This window comes from Pleomorphomonas sp. NRK KF1 (assembly GCF_023721755.1).
Taxonomy (GTDB): domain Bacteria; phylum Pseudomonadota; class Alphaproteobacteria; order Rhizobiales; family Pleomorphomonadaceae; genus Pleomorphomonas.
Map to the genome: position 1 here is coordinate 753914 of NZ_JAMDLH010000002.1, position 17689 is coordinate 771602.

At 64.5% G+C, this 17689-nt stretch carries 19 protein-coding genes; 7 read left to right on the forward strand and 12 right to left on the reverse strand.

The genetic code is table 11. The features are described from left to right. Positions 1–11: 11 nt before the first annotated feature. The 5 genes from M4J39_RS08800 to M4J39_RS08820 all read right to left on the reverse strand — a co-directional run bounded on the left by M4J39_RS08800 (position 12) and on the right by M4J39_RS08820 (position 6011). On the reverse strand, positions 12–1778 hold the full coding sequence (locus M4J39_RS08800; protein WP_251727430.1) for an IlvD/Edd family dehydratase: 1767 nt from the start codon (positions 1776–1778) through the stop codon (positions 12–14). A 30-nt stretch (positions 1779–1808) separates the two neighbouring features. Continuing rightward, positions 1809–2678, reverse strand: coding sequence for an SMP-30/gluconolactonase/LRE family protein (locus M4J39_RS08805; RefSeq protein WP_251727431.1), 870 nt, complete (start codon positions 2676–2678; stop codon positions 1809–1811). Between the two features lie 116 nt (positions 2679–2794). Next, positions 2795–3406, reverse strand: coding sequence for a glutathione S-transferase N-terminal domain-containing protein (locus tag M4J39_RS08810; RefSeq protein WP_251727432.1), 612 nt, complete (start codon positions 3404–3406; stop codon positions 2795–2797). Positions 3407–3544: 138 nt separating this feature from the next. After that, complete coding sequence (locus tag M4J39_RS08815; protein WP_251727433.1) at positions 3545–5044, reverse strand: EAL domain-containing protein; 1500 nt, start codon at positions 5042–5044, stop codon at positions 3545–3547. Between the two features lie 469 nt (positions 5045–5513). Continuing rightward, positions 5514–6011: a ferritin-like domain-containing protein gene (locus M4J39_RS08820; protein ID WP_251727597.1), complete on the reverse strand. Its 498-nt coding sequence runs from the start codon at positions 6009–6011 to the stop codon at positions 5514–5516. Positions 6012–6174: 163 nt separating this feature from the next. On the opposite strand from M4J39_RS08820, the gene M4J39_RS08825 reads away from it, so the two are divergent. The 3 genes from M4J39_RS08825 to M4J39_RS08835 all read left to right on the forward strand — a co-directional run bounded on the left by M4J39_RS08825 (position 6175) and on the right by M4J39_RS08835 (position 8321). Further along, a complete protein-coding gene (locus M4J39_RS08825; protein ID WP_251727434.1) occupies positions 6175–6798 on the forward strand; it encodes a sugar phosphate nucleotidyltransferase in 624 nt (207 codons plus the stop codon). Between the two features lie 59 nt (positions 6799–6857). After that, positions 6858–7748 carry an SDR family oxidoreductase gene (locus tag M4J39_RS08830; protein WP_251727435.1) on the forward strand — a complete coding sequence of 297 codons (891 nt, stop codon included), beginning with the start codon at positions 6858–6860 and terminating at the stop codon, positions 7746–7748. A 360-nt stretch (positions 7749–8108) separates the two neighbouring features. Further along, entirely contained in the window at positions 8109–8321 is a 213-nt protein-coding gene (locus M4J39_RS08835) for a hypothetical protein (RefSeq protein ID WP_251727436.1), read from the forward strand. 67 nt (positions 8322–8388) lie between these two features. Here the strand turns inward: M4J39_RS08835 and M4J39_RS08840 are convergent, their stop codons facing one another. Then, positions 8389–8895, reverse strand: coding sequence for a ferritin-like domain-containing protein (locus tag M4J39_RS08840; protein WP_251727437.1), 507 nt, complete (start codon positions 8893–8895; stop codon positions 8389–8391). 219 nt (positions 8896–9114) lie between these two features. Then, a complete protein-coding gene (locus M4J39_RS08845) occupies positions 9115–9591 on the reverse strand; it encodes a sigma-70 family RNA polymerase sigma factor (protein WP_251727438.1) in 477 nt (158 codons plus the stop codon). A 362-nt stretch (positions 9592–9953) separates the two neighbouring features. On the opposite strand from M4J39_RS08845, the gene M4J39_RS08850 reads away from it, so the two are divergent. Then, positions 9954–10295, forward strand: a complete 342-nt coding sequence (locus M4J39_RS08850; RefSeq protein WP_251727439.1) for a PepSY domain-containing protein — start codon at positions 9954–9956, stop codon at positions 10293–10295. A 166-nt stretch (positions 10296–10461) separates the two neighbouring features. Further along, on the forward strand, positions 10462–11040 hold the full coding sequence (locus M4J39_RS08855; protein WP_251727440.1) for a hypothetical protein: 579 nt from the start codon (positions 10462–10464) through the stop codon (positions 11038–11040). Between the two features lie 111 nt (positions 11041–11151). Here the strand turns inward: M4J39_RS08855 and M4J39_RS08860 are convergent, their stop codons facing one another. Beyond that, complete coding sequence (locus tag M4J39_RS08860; protein WP_251727441.1) at positions 11152–12507, reverse strand: DUF305 domain-containing protein; 1356 nt, start codon at positions 12505–12507, stop codon at positions 11152–11154. Between the two features lie 272 nt (positions 12508–12779). Continuing rightward, the gene (locus M4J39_RS08865) at positions 12780–13373 is read right to left on the reverse strand and encodes a TetR/AcrR family transcriptional regulator (RefSeq protein ID WP_251727442.1); all 594 of its coding nucleotides are present in this window, start codon (positions 13371–13373) and stop codon (positions 12780–12782) included. A gap of 152 nt (positions 13374–13525) precedes the next feature. Here M4J39_RS08865 and M4J39_RS08870 point away from each other — a divergent pair, with 152 nt between their 5' ends. Continuing rightward, entirely contained in the window at positions 13526–13918 is a 393-nt protein-coding gene (locus M4J39_RS08870; protein WP_251727443.1) for a RidA family protein, read from the forward strand. A 351-nt stretch (positions 13919–14269) separates the two neighbouring features. Next, positions 14270–14773: a YcjF family protein gene (locus tag M4J39_RS08875; RefSeq protein WP_251727444.1), complete on the forward strand. Its 504-nt coding sequence runs from the start codon at positions 14270–14272 to the stop codon at positions 14771–14773. Positions 14774–14795: 22 nt separating this feature from the next. Here the strand turns inward: M4J39_RS08875 and M4J39_RS08880 are convergent, their stop codons facing one another. The 3 genes from M4J39_RS08880 to ectB are packed head-to-tail and all read right to left on the reverse strand — an operon-like array spanning position 14796 to position 17612. Next, entirely contained in the window at positions 14796–15566 is a 771-nt protein-coding gene (locus M4J39_RS08880; protein ID WP_251727445.1) for a 4'-phosphopantetheinyl transferase superfamily protein, read from the reverse strand. Next, positions 15566–16378, reverse strand: coding sequence for a thioesterase II family protein (locus tag M4J39_RS08885; protein WP_251727446.1), 813 nt, complete (start codon positions 16376–16378; stop codon positions 15566–15568). The genes M4J39_RS08880 and M4J39_RS08885 overlap by 1 nt, the downstream gene beginning before the upstream one ends. Next, entirely contained in the window at positions 16371–17612 is a 1242-nt protein-coding gene (gene ectB / locus M4J39_RS08890) for a diaminobutyrate--2-oxoglutarate transaminase (RefSeq protein WP_251727447.1), read from the reverse strand. Before ectB ends, M4J39_RS08885 begins: the two co-directional genes overlap by 8 nt. Between the last annotated feature and the right edge of the window lie 77 nt (positions 17613–17689).

Sequence of the window (17689 nt, forward strand, 5' to 3'; positions counted from 1 at the left end):
CCAACCAGAACTCAGTGGCTGTCGCGCGGATCCGTTTCGGCGACCCTCTGGTACTTCACCGCCATTTCCATGACGGCACCGTCGGCGAGCTGGCCGACCGTCGATCGGTAGAGCTCCTGCCAGGGCGTCTGGCTGGCCGGATAGACGGGTTGGAACGAAGCGCGCCTCTGCTCCCACTCCTCGGCATCGACCAGCGCGTCGGCGGTTCCGCGGTTGAGGTCGATACGGACGCGGTCACCGGTCCTGAGCAGGCCGAGCCCACCGCCAACGGCGGCCTCTGGCGACGCATTGAGGATCGAGGGCGAGCCGGACGTTCCCGATTGCCGTCCATCGCCCATGCAAGGCAAGGCGCCGATGCCACGCTCGATCAGGGCGGCGGGAGGCTGCATGTTGACCACCTCGGCCGAGCCGGGCCAGCCGACCGGGCCGGCATAGCGGATGACCAGAATAGTCTCCTCGGTAATGCCGAGCGCCAGATCCTCAATGCGGTGATGGTAGTCCTCGGAGCCATCGAAGACCACGACCGGCCCCTCGAAGACGTTTTCCGCTCCCGGGCGTGACAGGTAGCGAGCGCGAAACTCGTCGGAGATCACCGACGTCTTCATGATGGCAGCGTCGAACAGGTTGCCCTTCAGCACGATGAAGCCGGCTTTGTCCTTCATCGGGGCGTCGTAGGGCTTGATGACCTCGCCGTCGGGCGCCGGGAACGGCGCGAGATTCTCCGCGACCGAGCGACCGGATACGGTGAGCGCATCGCCGTGAAGACGACCGTTGTCGAGGAGCGCCTTCATCACCACCGGCAGGCCGCCGGCCCTGTGGAACCCCTCCGAAAGGTAGCTGCCGGCCGGCTGCATGTTGACCATCAAGGGCACGTCGTAGCCAACCGTCTGCCAGTCCATCGGCTCGATCGGAACGCCGGCGTGGCGGGCGACGGCCACGATATGCGGCTGTGCATTGGTGGAGCCACCGATGGCCGAGTTGACGACGATGGCATTCTCGATCGCCTGCCGGGTCAGGATCTTCGAGGGGCGCAGGTCCTCCTCGACCATGGCGACGATGCGTTCGCCGGTACGGTAGGCCATCTGCCCGCGCTCGCGGTAAGGCGCGGGAATGCTGGCATTGCCAGGCAGACACATGCCGAGCGCCTCGGCCAGGCAGTTCATGGTGGAGGCGGTACCCATGGTGTTGCAGTAGCCGTCCGATGGAGCCGAGGCTGCCGCCGCCTCGATGAACTGTTCGTAGTCGATCTCGCCCGTGGCGAGTTGCAGCCGCTTCTCCCAGATGATCGTGCCGGAACCTGCCAGCTTGCCCTCGTACCAGCCGTCGAGCATCGGGCCGCCACTCAGCACGATGGCCGGCAGATCGACGGTGGCCGCCGCCATGATCAGGGCCGGAGTCGTCTTGTCGCAGCCTGTGGTCAGAACCACGCCGTCGAGCGGGTAACCGTGCAGGATCTCGACGAGGCCGAGATAGGCGAGATTGCGATCGAGCGCCGCCGTCGGCCGCCGGCCGGTTTCCTGGATCGGGTGCACCGGAAACTCGAAGGCGATGCCGCCAGCGGCCCGGATGCCTTCACGCACTCTTTCCGCCAGGCGCAAATGGACGCGGTTGCAGGGCGACAGGTCGGAGCCGGTCTGGGCGATGCCGACGATCGGCCGATCGGACCTCAGCTCCTCGATGGTCAGGCCATAATTGAGGTAGCGCTCAAGATAGAGCGCCGTCATCGAGGGATTTTCGGGATTGTCGAACCAGAGCTTGTGGCGGCGGGGGCGCGACATCGGTCGGTCTCCTCTATCCAGATGCGACGATCAGCCGACGAGAACGGCCGGTGGGGGCACCCCACGGAACGGACCGTCGACAACATAGGTCAAGCCGGCCTCCGGCTCGGCGGCGCGCTTCTCCGCGTCGTAACCTTCAAACGCTGACGTAACGAGCAAACGGTCGAGCTTGGGGCCGACGAAGGCCGGGCAGCTCACCTGCCGGGCAGGCAGAGCGATGCTATCGACGAGACGACCATCGGGATCATAAGCATCGACGGCGTAGCCGCCCCAACGGGCGTTCCACAGCACGCCCTCGGCGTCCACCGTGGCGCCGTCGGGTCCACCGCCGCTGACGCGGCTGAAGATCTGCCGATCACCGGAAGGCAGGCCCGTCACCGGGTCGGTCGAAATCCGGTAGATGACGTGCTCGGTCGTATCGGAGAAATAGGCAGTGCGACCGTCCGGGGAAAAGGCGATCGAGTTCGGGATGGTCAACCCGTCGACGATCAGCCTGAGCTCGCCAGCGCGATACCACCAGATCCGTCCGAAGCCCGGCTCGAAGCGCCAGCTCATGGTGGAGATCCAGAGCGCGCCAGCCGGATGCACGGCGCCATCGTTGCTCCGTGTGCCAGGGCGCTCGTCCCAGAAAGATCGGAGCTCGTTCAACTCGCCGCCATCGATCGACCGGAGGTGCAGGCCGGCATCGCTGGCGATCAGATGCCGATCATCGTCGACGCGAGCGGCGACGGTCGCATGGAACGGGAGAGCGTGGATCTGGGGCGCCGCGTCGTCGAGCCCCATCTCCAGCAGCTTGCGATCGAGGATATCGAACCAGAACGCCTTGGCTCGTCCCGGGTGCCAGCTCGGCCCTTCGCCAAGGTGGCATGCGTGGCTGGACAGGACAGAAACTGACGGCATCACCCCTCCTCGTCGGTGGGCGCCTCCGCCTCTCACCGAATACGACAGTAGCTTTCCCACTCAGACTTTGCCAGCCGGAGCGGGTATAAGTCATACTAATTGATCGCTTCCCGCATCTACTCGTGCGGCCACGCCCGGAAGAGCTCAGTCTTTTCGGCGGCGGCCGTCAGCGCGGCCAGACGGGGATAGTCGGCCAGCGACACCACATCCGGAACCAGGGCGGCAATGAAGGTTCCCGCCACGACCAGCGTGATGCCGGCCTCGCTCGGTGGGGGACCCAAGAGCCAGCCGGCTCCGCCGATTTCCGCCTCAATGGCCGAGAGGGCTGCCCTGAGCTGACCGGCAACGCGATCCAACCATGGCTGGTGTCGTTTCTCGACTGGACGGAGCTGGCGCTCGTAGACGATCTGCACCGCCTTTTCACAGGCAGCGAGGCCAAGCCCGGTCAACCGGACGTCAAGAACGGCGAACCCTGGGTCGACCGGCCCGAGCGCCTTGCCCCCGGCTAGCGCCTTCAGGGCGTAGTCGATGATCAGGGTGGAATCGAGCAACACGACGCCGTCGTCGGTGACCGCCGTGGGCGCCTTGACCACCGGGTTGATGGCGGCAAAGGCATCGTAGTGACGAAAGACGGAAAGCGGCTCGTGGACGAAGGGAATGTCGAGAGCGGCAAGCGTCAGCGCGGTGCGGCGGACGTAGGGCGAATCGAGCATGCCAATGAGGCGCACGGCAAACCTCCGATGGAAGCGGAATCGCGTTCAGCGCGAGAAAGCGCCGTTACCGTAAGCCAAAAGCAAGGTGGAGCGAAATGGCTTGCTTCCGATCCGTCCGACAAATGTCCGGCAAGATCGCCGGATTCCGTCAACTCAGCCGCCGATGGCGCGTCGCTCCCTCGCCAGCGATGCCGGCGAGGCGACCACGTCCGGAAGGGCAGCGGGCCGGCCGAAGTAGTACCCCTGGAAGCGTTGGCATCCGGCCGCCTTCATCAGGAGGTACTGCTCCTCGGTCTCGACGCCCTCGGCGAGAACGCGCGTTCCAAGCGCGCGCGCAAGTTCGGTGATCGTCGTGACAAAGGTCATGTCGACGTCGCTCGACCCGGCGGCGTGAACATAGCTTTTGTCGATCTTCAGGCAGTCGAAGTGGAACTTCCTCAGATACTGCAGGGAGGCGAAGCCGGAGCCGAAATCGTCAAGGACGATCATCACGCCGGCCTCCCTCAGGCCGTCGAGGTTCGCCCTCTCGACCGAGCCGAAATCGAGGAACACGGTTTCGGTGATCTCCAGGACGAGACGGCTGGCCGGCAACCCGGCCGCTGCGAGTTCGCCGGCAACGAAGGCGGCAAAGCCGGGCTGCTTCAGCTGGACGGCGGAAACGTTGATCCCGAACTGGTACTCGCCGTAGCGAACCGCGTCGCGGATGACGCGACGGATCACCCATTCGCCGACCTCTTCGATCAGCGTCGACTGCTCGGCAACGGAAATGAACTCCGCCGGAGGAATGGTGCCACGAAGCGGATGATGCCAACGGATCAGGGCTTCGAAGGCCGTCTGTTCCTCACCATCCGCCGCCACGATCGGCTGATAGTGCATGTCCAGCTGGTTGAGATAGATGGCGGCGCGCAGTTCGCGGGTCAACAGCCGAGTGTAGCGGTCGTCGACCAGCATGCGAGCATTGTAGGAAAGAACCGTGCCCCGTGCCTGCTTGGCCTTGTAGAGCGCCAGGTCGGCGAGATTGACGAGCTCGAGCGCGATATGCGTGTCGTCGGGCGCCATGGCGATGCCGGCCGTCGCCGACAGGCGCATGGTGCGGCCGTTGATCTGCACCGGCTGCCGCAGTCGGTCGAGCAGGGCCTTCACGGCCTGCACCACCTCGCCGCGCGACGAGCAATCGGTGAGAAGCAATGCGAACTCGTCGCCACCAAGCCGCCCGATGACGGCCCCGGGCAGCTCCTCGCGGCAGATACGGACCAGTTGGGCCAGCGCTTCGTCGCCAGCGGGATGACCGAAGGTGTCATTGAGGGCCTTGAGGTGGTCGAGATCGACCATCACGTAGGCATGCCGGCGATCGCCGGAGGTCTGCACGCGACGCCTGAGTTCATCGAGGAAGTCGCCGCGCGTCAATGCCAGGGTGACGGGGTCGACCCGGGCGGTGCTTTCGGCCGTTTCTTCGCCCTGCATCAAGGCGAGACTCTTGCGCATCAGCAAGAAGCCGATGGCAACGATCAGCAGAAGAAGAAGCGTCTCCGAAACGAGGCCCGCCAGCAGCCCTGGCTGCCAGGACGCCGGCAGCGTGCCAAGGCGGACGAACATCAAAGCCAGAGCAATGGCAAGGCACGACGCCGCGAGCGCCCCAACGAGCAACGACACGCGCCGACTGACGCTCAGCGCAGTTTGAAGTTGTTTTCCGAGCGCCATCCTTCACCCTTATGTCTAGGCAAATTTACGGCGCTCTTATGAATTTTTCGCAAATACCAAACCGAGATTTTGAACAGTCCCACCAAAAGTTGAACAAGTGCCGTGACTTGTACGACAGTGACAAAAAGCAGGGAAGTTTCATTGCCGGCTAAGTCAAGGGACGCTGGTTTTTCTTGAATCGCGCCGGCCCGCCTCTCGCGCGCCCGCCGATCACATTATGTCAACGTGATCGAAGCGGCTGCTCCGGCAAAGATTCTGGAGCCTTCGCTAGACGACGAAGTTGAACCACTTGGTCGGCGAAGGCTCTCGTCATCAACGTACTGGCCACAAGCGTCCAACGGCCCCTCCGGAGAGGGACCGTCCGCACCGGGCGCCGCCCGAGGAAGAAAGATGCGTCGATTCCAGTTCAGGACGTTCGCCCTCAGGCGGCCTTGAGGGCGGCCTGGTTGGCCGAGCCTTCTGCGATCTTCGTCAAGCCGGCATCGGTCGTCTCTTCCTCGGCCAGCGTCTCCTTCAGAAGTTTGGCGGCCTGCTTCTGACCGATCAGTTCAGCCCAACGGCACAGGGTCCCATAGCGCGCAATTTCGTAATGCTCGACCGCCTGCGCGGTGGCGATCAGGCCGGCATCGATGGCGTCGGAGCCAGCGAAGGACTCGAGGACTTCTTCGCCCTCCTCGATTATACCCTCGATGGCGGGACAGGTCTTGCCGCGCGCGGGCTTGCCGATGAGTTCAAACACCTGCTGGAGACGCTCGACCTGAAGCTCGGTTTCGTCGCGATGCTTCTCGAAGGCAGCCTGCAGCTCCGACGACCGGGCGCCACGTGCCATTTTCGGCAGCGCCTTCAGGATCTTGCGCTCGGCGTAGTAAACGTCCTTGAGCATGTCCAGGAAAAGATCGTCCAGCGACTTGGTCTTCATGGTTTCACCTCTAGGCTGAAAGTTAGTTGCCCCTCTCAAACCGCCGGCAGGACGGATTGTTCCCTCGCGCCCCGAATGTCGGAGCTGCAGCCGCGTCGCCTCCTCGCCGGGAACAATCGGTGACTTCGACGATTTCACGACCTCCAGCCACCGGAGGTCAAAAATGCCTTTTCCGTCTTTCCCTTCGCTCCCGACTGCCGACGCGTTCTGCATTCTGCTCGCGGGGGGACAGGGAACGCGGCTTCACGAACTGACATTGAGCGAATGCAAACCCGCCATGCCCTTTGCCGGGGGAAAGCTGGTGGACTTCACGATCGCCAATGCGATGCGGTCGGGGCTGCCGCAGTTGCTGGTCGCGACGCAGTATCAGCCGGCCGGTCTGACCCGGCATCTTCAGATCGAGTGGCTGCACCAGTTTCCGAACGGGATAGAAACACGCGACGGATACGGGCTGCGCCCCGAAGGCTATAGAGGCACGGCGGATGCCGTTCGCGCCAACCTCGCCGAAATCGCGGCGAGCTGCGCCGAAGAAATACTCGTTCTCTCGGCCGATCACGTCTGCCAGATGGACTACCGCGCCATGCTCGAAAGCCACCGCGCTTCCGGCGCAACCATACCGGACGGCCTCGTCATCGGCGCAGATCCGGATGAAGACCAGCGCTGGTTCCGCGTCACGCGGGACGGCACGGTCCTTGTGACCGCCGCCATGCTGGACCGATATCGCGAGGAGAGGCCGCGGCTCCATTTGGTGCCGCCACTTCCCTTCCTGTCGACGCACAGCTCCTAACCTTGCGTCGCCCCTCGGCCGGCCGTCTCGGGCCGGCCAGACCAACACGGAGATATCCCATGAACAGCGAAAACACGTCTGGCGCGCCCCGCTATCCGGACTACCCGAAGCCGCCCTTTCCCAAGCAGACCCAGCAGCTTCCGGGCAGCTTCAGGCTTCTTGAGCCGGCGCCCGACCATGGCGAGGAGAGCTGGCGCGGCTCCGGCCGGCTTGAGGGAATGGTCGCCCTGATCACCGGCGGCGACAGCGGCATCGGCCGGGCCGTCGCCATCGCCTTCGCCCGTGAGGGCGCCGACGTGGCACTGTCGTTTCTGGAGGAGCGCGAGGATGCAACGGACACGGCACGCCTCGTGACCGACAGCGGGCGCCGTTGCCTGCAACTGCCCGGCGACATCTCCGATCCCGCCCATTGCCGCGACATGGTCAAGCGGGTGGTGGATGAGTTCGGCCGGATCGACGTCCTCGTCAACAATGCCGCCCATCAGGACAGTTTCGAAAGCCTGGACGAGATTTCGGATGAGGAATGGCAGCGAACCTTCGCGGTGAACATCCACTCCATGTTCTACCTGGCCAAGGCGGCGGTGCCGCACATGCAGCCGGGCGCCTCGATCATCAACACCGCTTCGGTCAACGCCGACAGCCCGAGCCCCAGCCTTCTCGCCTATGCCACGACCAAGGGGGCAATCCAGAACTACACCGGCGGCCTCGCCCAGTTGCTCGCGGAAAAAGGCATTCGCGTCAACTGCGTCGCCCCGGGGCCGGTGTGGACACCCCTCATTCCGGCCAGCATGTCGGCAGAGAAGACGTCGCAGTTCGGCAGCAACTACCCCATGAAGAGGCCGGCGCAGCCGGTGGAGCTCGCGTCGGCCTATGTGATGCTGGCCGAGCCGATGTCGAGCTACGTCTCCGGCGCCACCATCGCGGTTACCGGTGGCAAGCCGATCATCTAGTGGATCCACTCCGGGCTTTGCGTCCGCCGGAGATATCGGTCCGGTAGAGAATGTCACCGAGGGCGTCCCCGAGGGTTCCGGCCTGCGCCGGGACCCGGGGCGTTACCCGAGACGGTCCGGAGGTTGGACCGTCGTGGCAGATCGGAACAATCCGTTGATCTGCATGTTGTCGATCGAGACCGGCGAGTTCGTTGTCACGGACCGCCGATCGCTACCCCTTCCGTCCATGTCCCCTCAGCCGCCCCCCCAGTGGGGAAAGCACGAGAGAGCAGAACTGGGAGATTTCTAGGGAGATTACGGTTTCGGCGCGCTTTGCCAGGTAATATGATTTTCAGAAGGTGCGCCCATGCTGTAGCGATCATGTCATCAAACAACTCTTCTTCAGATAATCCGTGCGACGAGCAACTGACCGAGGGCGATCTCTCCCGGTTGCGGGAGACCGCGCGACGGCTGCTCGACGCCATCGCCGCCGAACCGGTGCCCGAGCGGCTGCGCCAACTGGCCACCGAGCTTGGAGAGCTGGTCGATCGTCGGCGGGAGAAGGGGACGGACGATACTTCTCAAGCGGACTGACCGTGGCAAGCCGCCGCGATAAACGCGACGGCCTGCGAGCAAGCGACGAGGATCGGACCGAGCAGCGTCACCGGCGAGCCGGAATGCCGGCTTCGTCGCGCGCCAGGAAAATGCGCGTCGTCTGGTCCATATGATCGAACAGCCAATCGGCCATATCCTGCTCTTCGGCGAGATTCTCTTCGAGAATGGGGATCGCCGTGGTGTCTTCGAGGACGGCGGCCGTCGAGATCAGAACCTTGTAGGCGGCGATTTCCATCTGCTCGAAGGTATAGCTCGCCATGACGCCCTTGATCACCTCGTCGTCGGCGAACATGCCGCCGAGGGCCTGCCCTAGGGCCGAGGCCTTGCCGAGCGTATCCTTCACGACGGAGGCGCCGCTGTCGCGCCCTTCAAGCAGCTTGCGCAGGGACTCGGCCTGGCGCTCCGTCTCGCCTATGTGCTTTTCCATCCGTGCGCAAAGAACCGGGTAGTTCTCGAGGCGCGACAGCATGCCGCGCATCATCGTAAGGGCCTGCTCCTCCATGGCATGGGCGTCACGAAGCCATGCCATATAGTGTTCACGGATATCGTCCATGGGATTCACTCTCCTGGATGTGGCGACAAGTCTGCTCGTCGCTCGCCCCGGAGAACGCCTGATTGGCTTCTCCGACTGTGGCGACCGACCGAACCGTTACGGCTCGCCGCTTTCTCGCGGCAGCTTCGGCGCATCCTCGCGGCACGCGCTTAATCCAACCGGCAACCCTTGCAGAAGTTCCATTCCCTCGGGGACGCCTTCGAGGTCGTGCCGAGACGGCTAGATCTCTTCGCCCATGGCCGTGCGCAGCATCCGGCGCCCGCGATTGATGCGGCTTTTGATAGTGCCGATATCGCATTGGAGGATTTCGGCGGCGCGGGCGTAGCTTTCTTCGAGAACCACCACGAGAACAATCGCCTCGCGATAATGGACGGGCAGCTCCTCAAGGGCCGTTTCGAGCTCCTTGATGCGCACTTGCCATTCCTGATGGGCGGAAACGGTCGGCTGCTGCGACGCACAGTCCTCGTCGCCGGTTCGCTCCCTCGTCCGCTTGATGCAGTTGGAGTAGAAGCGGTTTCGCATGATCGTGAACAGCCAGGCCCGCATGTTGGTGCCTGGCGTATAGCTTGAGATATTCTCGATCGCTCTCAGCAGGGTTTCCTGGACCAGATCGTCGGCGTCGGTGGCGTTGCCGCACAAGGAACGCGCAAAGGCGCGCATGGCCGGTAGGTAGGAGAGAATATCATCGGACATCATGATGCGCTTTTGAGTTTCGAGCCGACGTGAACCAAGGAGGACGGCTCGCGAGTTCGGCCGCCCGCTGAATTGGACGAAACAACTCCAAGTGAATTCCCCAGACACGAAACGGTTCCGTCACGTATCTCCGTCAGCCGAGTTTCGCTGACCGACGCCGACAACCGTCGGTTTACGTCGGCCATGCTTGTGCCGGAGCGAAATAGCGCGATGCGGACGGTGGAACTATTGCCGTTGCGACGCGTTGGATAAGGCGTTGCGGGACGTCGCCAACATCGTCTCCGCCATTCTCCAAAGTTACAGGCAGGGTGCCGTCTCCCGGCTCCGCTTGATCGATAGAGCTCCCAACGCCCGAGGAGATTCCGATGAAACTCGCCTCACTCTGCGTGGCCGCAGTTATCGCCTTCAGTACCGGCGCGCTTGCCCAGACGTCGACGGAACCGGCCGCTACTCCGGCTCCGAATCCCGCCGCGCCGACGGCGCCCGCCACGCCTCCGGCGCAGACGGTTCCGGCCGACGAGAAACTGGAGCCGGGCGCCAACAGCTTCACCGAGGCACAGGCCAGATCCTGGCTCGAAGAGGCCGGTTACACCAACGTCAGCGGTCTCGCTCAATCCGAAGACGGCATCTGGCGCGGTCATGCTCTCCGCAACGGCACCACCGTCAACGTGGCGGTCGATTACAAGGGTACGATCAGCGTGGACTGAGGCACCCCCTGCGCGTGGCCATAGAGCCCCCGCTCGACCAGACCGAACTCAGAACGGCACTCTAGTGCATTGTTTAATAAGCATCATCCACTCGAGCTTCGCCTCACTCCGGTCGGATGATGCTTTCAGGCCAACAGCCATTCCGACCACTGGGAAGGATAGCAACATGAGCACGCACACCCGACTTTACGACACCTGGTCCGACGCCATGACGGTCGTGGATCGCCTTCGCGCGGCCCGAATCCCAAATGACGACATCTCGGTCATCTCCCCCGAAAGCGACGAGAATCGCGTGAGCGACGGAGCCGAAGCGACGGCTGCCGGGTCCGGCATCGGCGCCGTGCTGGGTGGCGGCGCCGGCGCGCTCGCCGGTGTCGGCATGCTGGCCATCCCCGGCTTGGGTCCGATCGTGGCAACGGGCTGGTTCGTCTCGACGCTCGCCGGCCTTGCCGCCGGCGCGGTGGCCGGTGGCGTGGCCGGCGGTATCGTCGACGCCCTGACAAGCTCCGGCCTGACCCCGGAAGAAGCGCAGGTCTATGCCGAGGCCATCCGGCGCGGTGGCACCATGGTGACGGTGCGTGTCGACGACAGTGAGGATCCCATGGTGGCCCGTCTTCTCGACGAAACGCCGCCGGTCAACCTCACCGAGCGCGAGCAGCTCTACCGCGAGAGCGGCTGGACGGGTTTCGACCCGGCGCTGGATCCGCGCGCCAGCGATCTGACGCGCCGGCCGCCGCCGGGCTGATATCCTAATCCTTGCAGGATGGCCGCCCGCTCCGCCCCTTCCGAGGCAGGCGGGCGGCCTTGCGTGTCGAGCCAGGCGAACGCGTCCCTGGGAGGAGCCCGCCCGTTCGGCTTATTCGGCGATGCCGCGCTGGCGCAGCCACGCCCGCATTTCCGCGATCTCTCGCGTCTGCGTATCGATGATCTCACGGGCGAAATGCTGGTTCTCAGGGTCCTTGCCGAACTTGAGCACAATTTCCGCCATGTCGATCGCCCCCTGATGATGCGGGATCATGCCACGGACGAAGGCGGCATCCGGATCGGGGTCGGCCATACCGCTCATCATCGGGCCGTGCATGCGGTCCATGGCCGCCTGATACGCCGCCTCGGCGGTCGCGGCGTCGGATACCTCATCGTTCATGCCGGTGACGCCATGGGGATGCTCGGCATTCGGCGTGTGCGTGAGATGCTCGGTCGGCGCCGCGCCGACGTTGCCCTCGGCGCCGTAGATGGCGACGTGCAGCCCCCAGTAACCGGTGGCGAAGATGACGAGAGCCGCCGCAAGGCCGGCCGGCACGCCGGCCAGGGCCCGCTTCACCGCCGGCAGGAAATGCACCTCGCGGGTGCGATCGGCGGCGATGGCGACGATGATCGCCATGATCAGGGCGTGACCGATCAGGTCGACGCGGCCGAAGGGATAGACGGCGGCATTGAAGATGACGAAGAGGGCGATGGCCGACAGGCGGCGCACCAACGGCGTCCAGATCAGGCCGAAGCCCATGGTGAACTCGGCGACGCCGGCCATGGGGATGAACACGTCGCGCGGCATGCCGAATGTCAGGAAGGGCTTCTCCACCACCAGCGGATAGAACCAGTCGGGGTAGGCGAACTTCTCGAGGCTCGACCACATCAGCGCGATGGCGACGCCCCAGCGCAGCACCTCGAAGCGACGCGCCCGCAAGTCCGGGTTCGGCAACGCCTCCAGTACGAGATAGGCGGCGACACCGACGCCCAACGCCAGATAATCCAGAAGGTGGAAGATGTCGTAGTCTCGCAGGGCCAGAAGCCAGAGGCCGATGATGCCGGCGGCGGCAAGCGGCTGCGTGCGGCGCGAGAAGATCAGCGCGGCGATCAGGAGCTGCATCCATGACACCCACTCCGCCGGCGTCTTGAGGTCGGGCGTCAGGTAGACGCCGCCGATGGCGAAGATGGCGACGAAGAAGGCGCCGATGACGACGCGGACGAAATCGTCCAGCCGCAGCCAGAGCGGATCGGTGGCGCGGTCGAGGCCTTGCAGGATGGCCTCCCCGGCCGACGACCGCTCGACGAGGCGAGTGGCGAGGAAGAACGCGAGGACGAGGACAATGCCCGTCCAGAACCAGACGTTGCCGAGCGTCGCCGCGATCGGCTGCGGCGGCGCGCCGACAATGTAGGGCGCGAACCATTTGACGTGGGCGGCGGCGGGCGAGGCGGCAACGAGGGGCAGCAAGGTTGCGCCGCCAAGGGAAAGAAGGAGTTTCGGGGGGAATGGCCTTCGCATCGCAGCTCTCCATCGCTGGGTTTCGCGCGTCCGGCGCAGCAACCTGTCCGGTACCATCTCGGCCGCCCCTTGCGTCGTCAGCCGAGGTCCGGCCAACGATGCGATGGCCGGACCGACATCGCGCGTTCATTGGTGGCGACCTAACGATAATATGAGAATCATTCTCAAGTTAGCAGTAACCCGAACTTGTTTGGAATCATTCCTAACAGAAGGAGAAGGGTCTAGTCCGCTTTCACGAGAAGGCCGGAGGCGAGGGCCAGGAAGGCCTCGGTGGTTTTCGGAAGAACCTCCTGCGGCTTGTCGCTGGCTGCGATCCAAAGCGCGGCGTTGAGCGCCCCCCCGCTCAGGAGCCTTGCTACCGCCTCCGCGTCGAGAGGTTTCACGACCCCTTGCTCAATGAGGCGCTCCACCGCCTGCTTGGTGACCTGCAGGCAGCGCCCCTGGCTCGGCCATTGCGAGGGATCCCCCAGCACAGCGGGGCCGTCGAGAAGCACGATGCGCTGAACCTCGGGATCGAGCGCCATCTCGATATAGGCCACGCCCTCAGCAAGCATGCCTTGCCAGCCGCCCCCCTGCCGGGCGCCGATCTCCTGGGCACGCGAAGCCATTTCCGTGTCGATCTGGTCGACGACCGCCGCCATGAGGCCGCGCTTGTCGCCGAAGTTATGGTAAAGCGCGCCGCGCGTCAGCCCGACGCTGGCCGTCAGCTCGTCCATGGAGGCGGCGGAATAGCCCTTCTCCGCGAAAGCCTTTCGCGCCGCCGCGATCAGCTTGCCGCGGTTCTCCTCCATCGTCTCCTGACGCCGTCGTGCCATCGGTCCCACTCCAATTCACATACACATCGTATATGAACTTGACATACGGATCGTATGCGAGTTGGCTCACATACGCATCGTATATCAAACGATGAAGTGCGGGAAGCCAAGGCCGCGCCCGCATCCCTATCCAACAGCAAAGCGAGATCGACATGGCTCAACGCGACGCCGTCTTCCCGGCCAACAGACACGCCCTTTACGAAGCGCACGGATACTCCGCCGCCATCCGCTCCGGCGATCTGCTGTTCGTGTCCGGACAGGTCGGCAGCCGACCGGACGGATCGCCCGAGCCGGACTTCGGCCGTCAGGTTCAGCTCGCCTTCGACAACCTCAAGGCCGTTCTGGAAGCGGCCGGCTGCACCTTCGACGACATAGTCGACGTCACGACCTTCCACACCGACCCGGAAAATCAGTTCGGAGCGATCATGGCCGTGAAGGAGAAGGTGTTCAGCGAGCGCCCCGACCCCAACTGGACGGCCGTCGGCGTAACCTGGCTCGCCGGCTTCGACTTCGAGATCAAGGTGATCGCGCGGATTCCCGGCTGACGCGGGTTCACGAATTCGGTGCAAGGCCGGTCCAGGCGGAGATCGGGGCGGCAGAAAGGTCATCAACGCTTGTTCACGGTGATTCCCGGCGAAACCTGTCGGCAAAGGAGCGCTGTCTGAAGGTGGCCAAGACCGGCCTTCCGTCAGATCGCTCCACGCAACGGGTCGGTTGTGGATGGAAAGAGCATCTCGCGCGGCGCTTGCCTCCAGAAACACCGACCTCGCAGTCCAATTTCCCTACAAACAATTGACATTAAAACACTTATGCGCGAGGATTTGACGCTATTTGGGCGCTGTGCGACCTGCCGATCTGATGGCGGATCAGAGAGGGCGCCTTCAGAGGAGACTGCAATGTCGGATTCCGAGAAAGTCGTCCTTTCCCCGGCGGAGATCGACGCGAAGGCCCAGCGACTGATCAAGAACACGGCGTGGGGTTCGGCTGGCCTCGGGCTTGTGCCGGTACCGATCGTCGACCTTGTCGCGATCGGTGGCCTTCAGGTGTGGCTGGTGCGCGAGCTTGCCAAGCTGCATGGAGTGCCGATGGCCGGCAACCGCATCAAGACACTGGTTTCCGCCCTCGTCGGAGGCGGCGCACCGTCGCTGATCACCACCGGTACTGTCTCGCTGTTCAAGGCGATCCCGCTCGTCGGCCCGGTTCTCGGTCTGGCGCTGGCGCCCAGCCTGTCAGGCGTCTCGACCCTGGCCCTCGGCCGGGTGTTCCACGCGCATTTCAAGACCGGCGGCACGCTGCTTGATTTCGATGCCGACAAGATGCGCGCCTTCTATGAGGCCGAGCTTGCCAAGGCCAACGAGGAAACCGAGGAAGCCCAGAAGGCCGAACCGGCCGCTGCCTGAGGCATACTGCCCTCGACCCGAGCTATTTGATCGCGCCGGAGCGTATACCGACCGGCGCGATTTTCTTGTTGGCTGCCAGACAGCCGATCAGAGCATTCACCGGCCAGATCGAAGCCTCGGCTTGCGAAACGGATGCTCCGGTTTCGTTTGTTGGAAAGGCCGCGTCTCGATGAGGTTGGGTAAACCTGATCGGCGACGGTTCAAGGCCCGGCGCCAGGGTGAAGTCGCACAACCTCCACCTTTGTCCGGCGAGCTCCGGCGTTTCGGGCACGCTACCGAGACCCACCTCGACGTTGCGTGGGTCGAGGGTCAGGCCGCAGCCCACGGCCTTCAACACGGCCTCCTTGCGGGTCCATACGCGCAGGAAGGCCGCTTCCTGCACATCGGCCGGCAGCACCGCGAAGGCTTTCGTCTCGCCGTCCGTCAGCACGAGCCTGGCAATCCTCTGGGTATCGATCGCCCGGATCTCGATGTCTATGCCGACCTCAACTTCGACAGAGGTCGCCAGCACGGCATGATCGCCGGAGTGTGACAGGTTGAAGCGCACGCTCCCATCGGCGAGGGCAGGCTTGCCATACTCGCCGGCGACAAAGACCAGCCTGTCCGGCCGGCAACCGGCTTCCTGGGCCAGGATTCGCCGCATCGCCGCATGCGCCCGCACGTAGCGGCGACGATCGCCCTCGCGCAGGAAGCGCTCGGCGCGTCGTCGCTCGGCGACATCGAGCAGGGCATGGTCGTCAACCGTCGGTCCTTCGCTCAGCGGGATGTGCCAGATGGTGACGGCCGCCTCCATCAGAACTCCATCAGGTCGGCAATGTCGCGCAGGGTCATGCCACGCATCCTGGGTGCCACGTCCGTCGTCTGGCGCGATGCCCAGTCGATCGCCTGCCGCACCGCTGCCTGAGCGGCCGACGGGTCCTCGCGCAGACAGAAATGCCCCCCCGCCAGTCGAATCAGCAGAAAGGGGCCTGTGGTTGCCGTCTGCCAGGCTGCCACGTTTTCCACCTCGACCAGAGCGTCGGCTGTCGCGGCGACGGCCACCACCGAACAGGCAAGCGATGGCGGTTCGGATATCGGCGCCGTTTCGACCAGGGCAAAGTCCGCTCTCAGCATCGGACCGGCCAGATCGCGCAATCCGGGATCGTTCAGCGCTTCGCCCGGCGTTCCGCCGAGATCGGCAAGGCCACGCCAGAATTCCTCGCCGGGAAGGTCGTGGATGCGTGGCCTGCCATAGGGCAGGTGCGGCGCCGAGTTGGCGGCGGCGATCAAAAGGTGGGGCGGCCGGCCTGTCGCCTCGCAGCGGCGGGCCACGGCATGGGCGATCCGCGCGCCCATGGACCATCCGAACAGAACGAAGGGTCGATCGCAAAGTGGCAGGAGAGCTTCGGAGACCTCATCGGCGAGCCGATCGAGCAAGGCAATTGCCGGCTCGCGAAGCCTTCCTTCCCGCCCTGGAAGTTGAACCGGCAGCACGTCGATGTCGGCGTCGAAGGCACGACCCCATTGCCGGAAAAGGCTGCCGCCGCCGCCGGCGTAGGGAAACAGGAAGACGCGCATCCGCGCGTCGGCGCGCGGGGTGGCGTGGGCGAACCAGCCCTCAGTCATGACCGGCCGCAGCCACGGCGTCGGCGAGGATGTCGAGACCGGCATCAAGCTCCGCGTCGGAAATGATCAGGGGCGGCAAGCACTTCAGCACCTCGCCATGCGGTCCGGCCGTCTCGATGACGAGGCCCTTCTCGAAGGCGATCGCCGACGCGCGGCCGGCGAGATCGCCCGAGGCCATGGCGATTCCCTGTAACAGCCCGCGGCCGCGCACGCTCTGGCCGGCAGTTGCCGGATGCGTCTCGACAACGCAGGCCAGTCGCTCGTGAAGCCGTCGCGCCTTGCGGGCAACCTCGCGTTCGAGCTTGTCATCGCGCCAGAAGCGAAGCGCCTCGGTGGCGGTGACGAAGGCTAGATTGTTGCCGCGGAACGTTCCGTTGTGCTCGCCCGGCGACAGGCAGTCGCAGTTCTGCCGAACCAGGACCAGCGACAGGGGCAACCCCATGCCGGACAGCGACTTGGAAAGGCACACCACGTCCGGTTCGATACCTGCGGGTTCGAAGCTGAAGAAGGAGCCGGTCCGTCCGCAACCGGTCTGAATGTCGTCGACGATCAGCAGCATGCCGTGGCGGCGGCAGATGTCGGAAAGGCGCTTCAGCCATGGAAGGGAGGCCGTGACGACGCCGCCTTCCGCCTGGATGGTTTCGACGATGCAGGCGGCGGGCAACTGCGCGCTGTCCGAGGCATCGGACAGCAGCGACTCAAGCCAGCCGAGACCGTCGCAGCCAGGGGTTCCGTCATAGGGCAGGAACACGGTGTCACCGGCGGGAACGATCGCCTGGCGGAACGGCCCGCGAGATACGGCCATCGATCCGGCGGTCATCCCGTGGAAGGCGTGAACGAAGCTGACGATCTTCGAGCGCCCCGTTGCCTTGCGTGCGATTTTCAGCGCCACCTCGATCGCGTTGGTTCCGGTGGGCGCCGGAAACAGCATGCGATAGGCAAGGCCACGCGGCTTCAGGATGGTGTCCTGGAAGCCTAGAATGAAGGTCTCCTTCGCCTCGGTGGCAAAGTCGAGGGAATGGGTGATGCCATTCCGCTCGATATAGGCGACCAGCCGCGCCTTCATGCCGGCATCGTTATGACCGTAGTTGAGCGTGCCGGCTCCGGAGAAGAAGTCGATATAGTGCTTGCCGCTCCTCCCGGAGAGGCGACACCCTTCCGCGCTCACGAAGACGTCCGGAAATTTCCGGCAGTAATAGCGGACACCGGACTCGTGATCAGCAAAGGCCTGCATCGGACCCTCCGGCCGATCGTGCCGGCCATGGGCTTGTTTTCGCCGGCGACTATACACCCAGACCCTTAAGGAGCAAT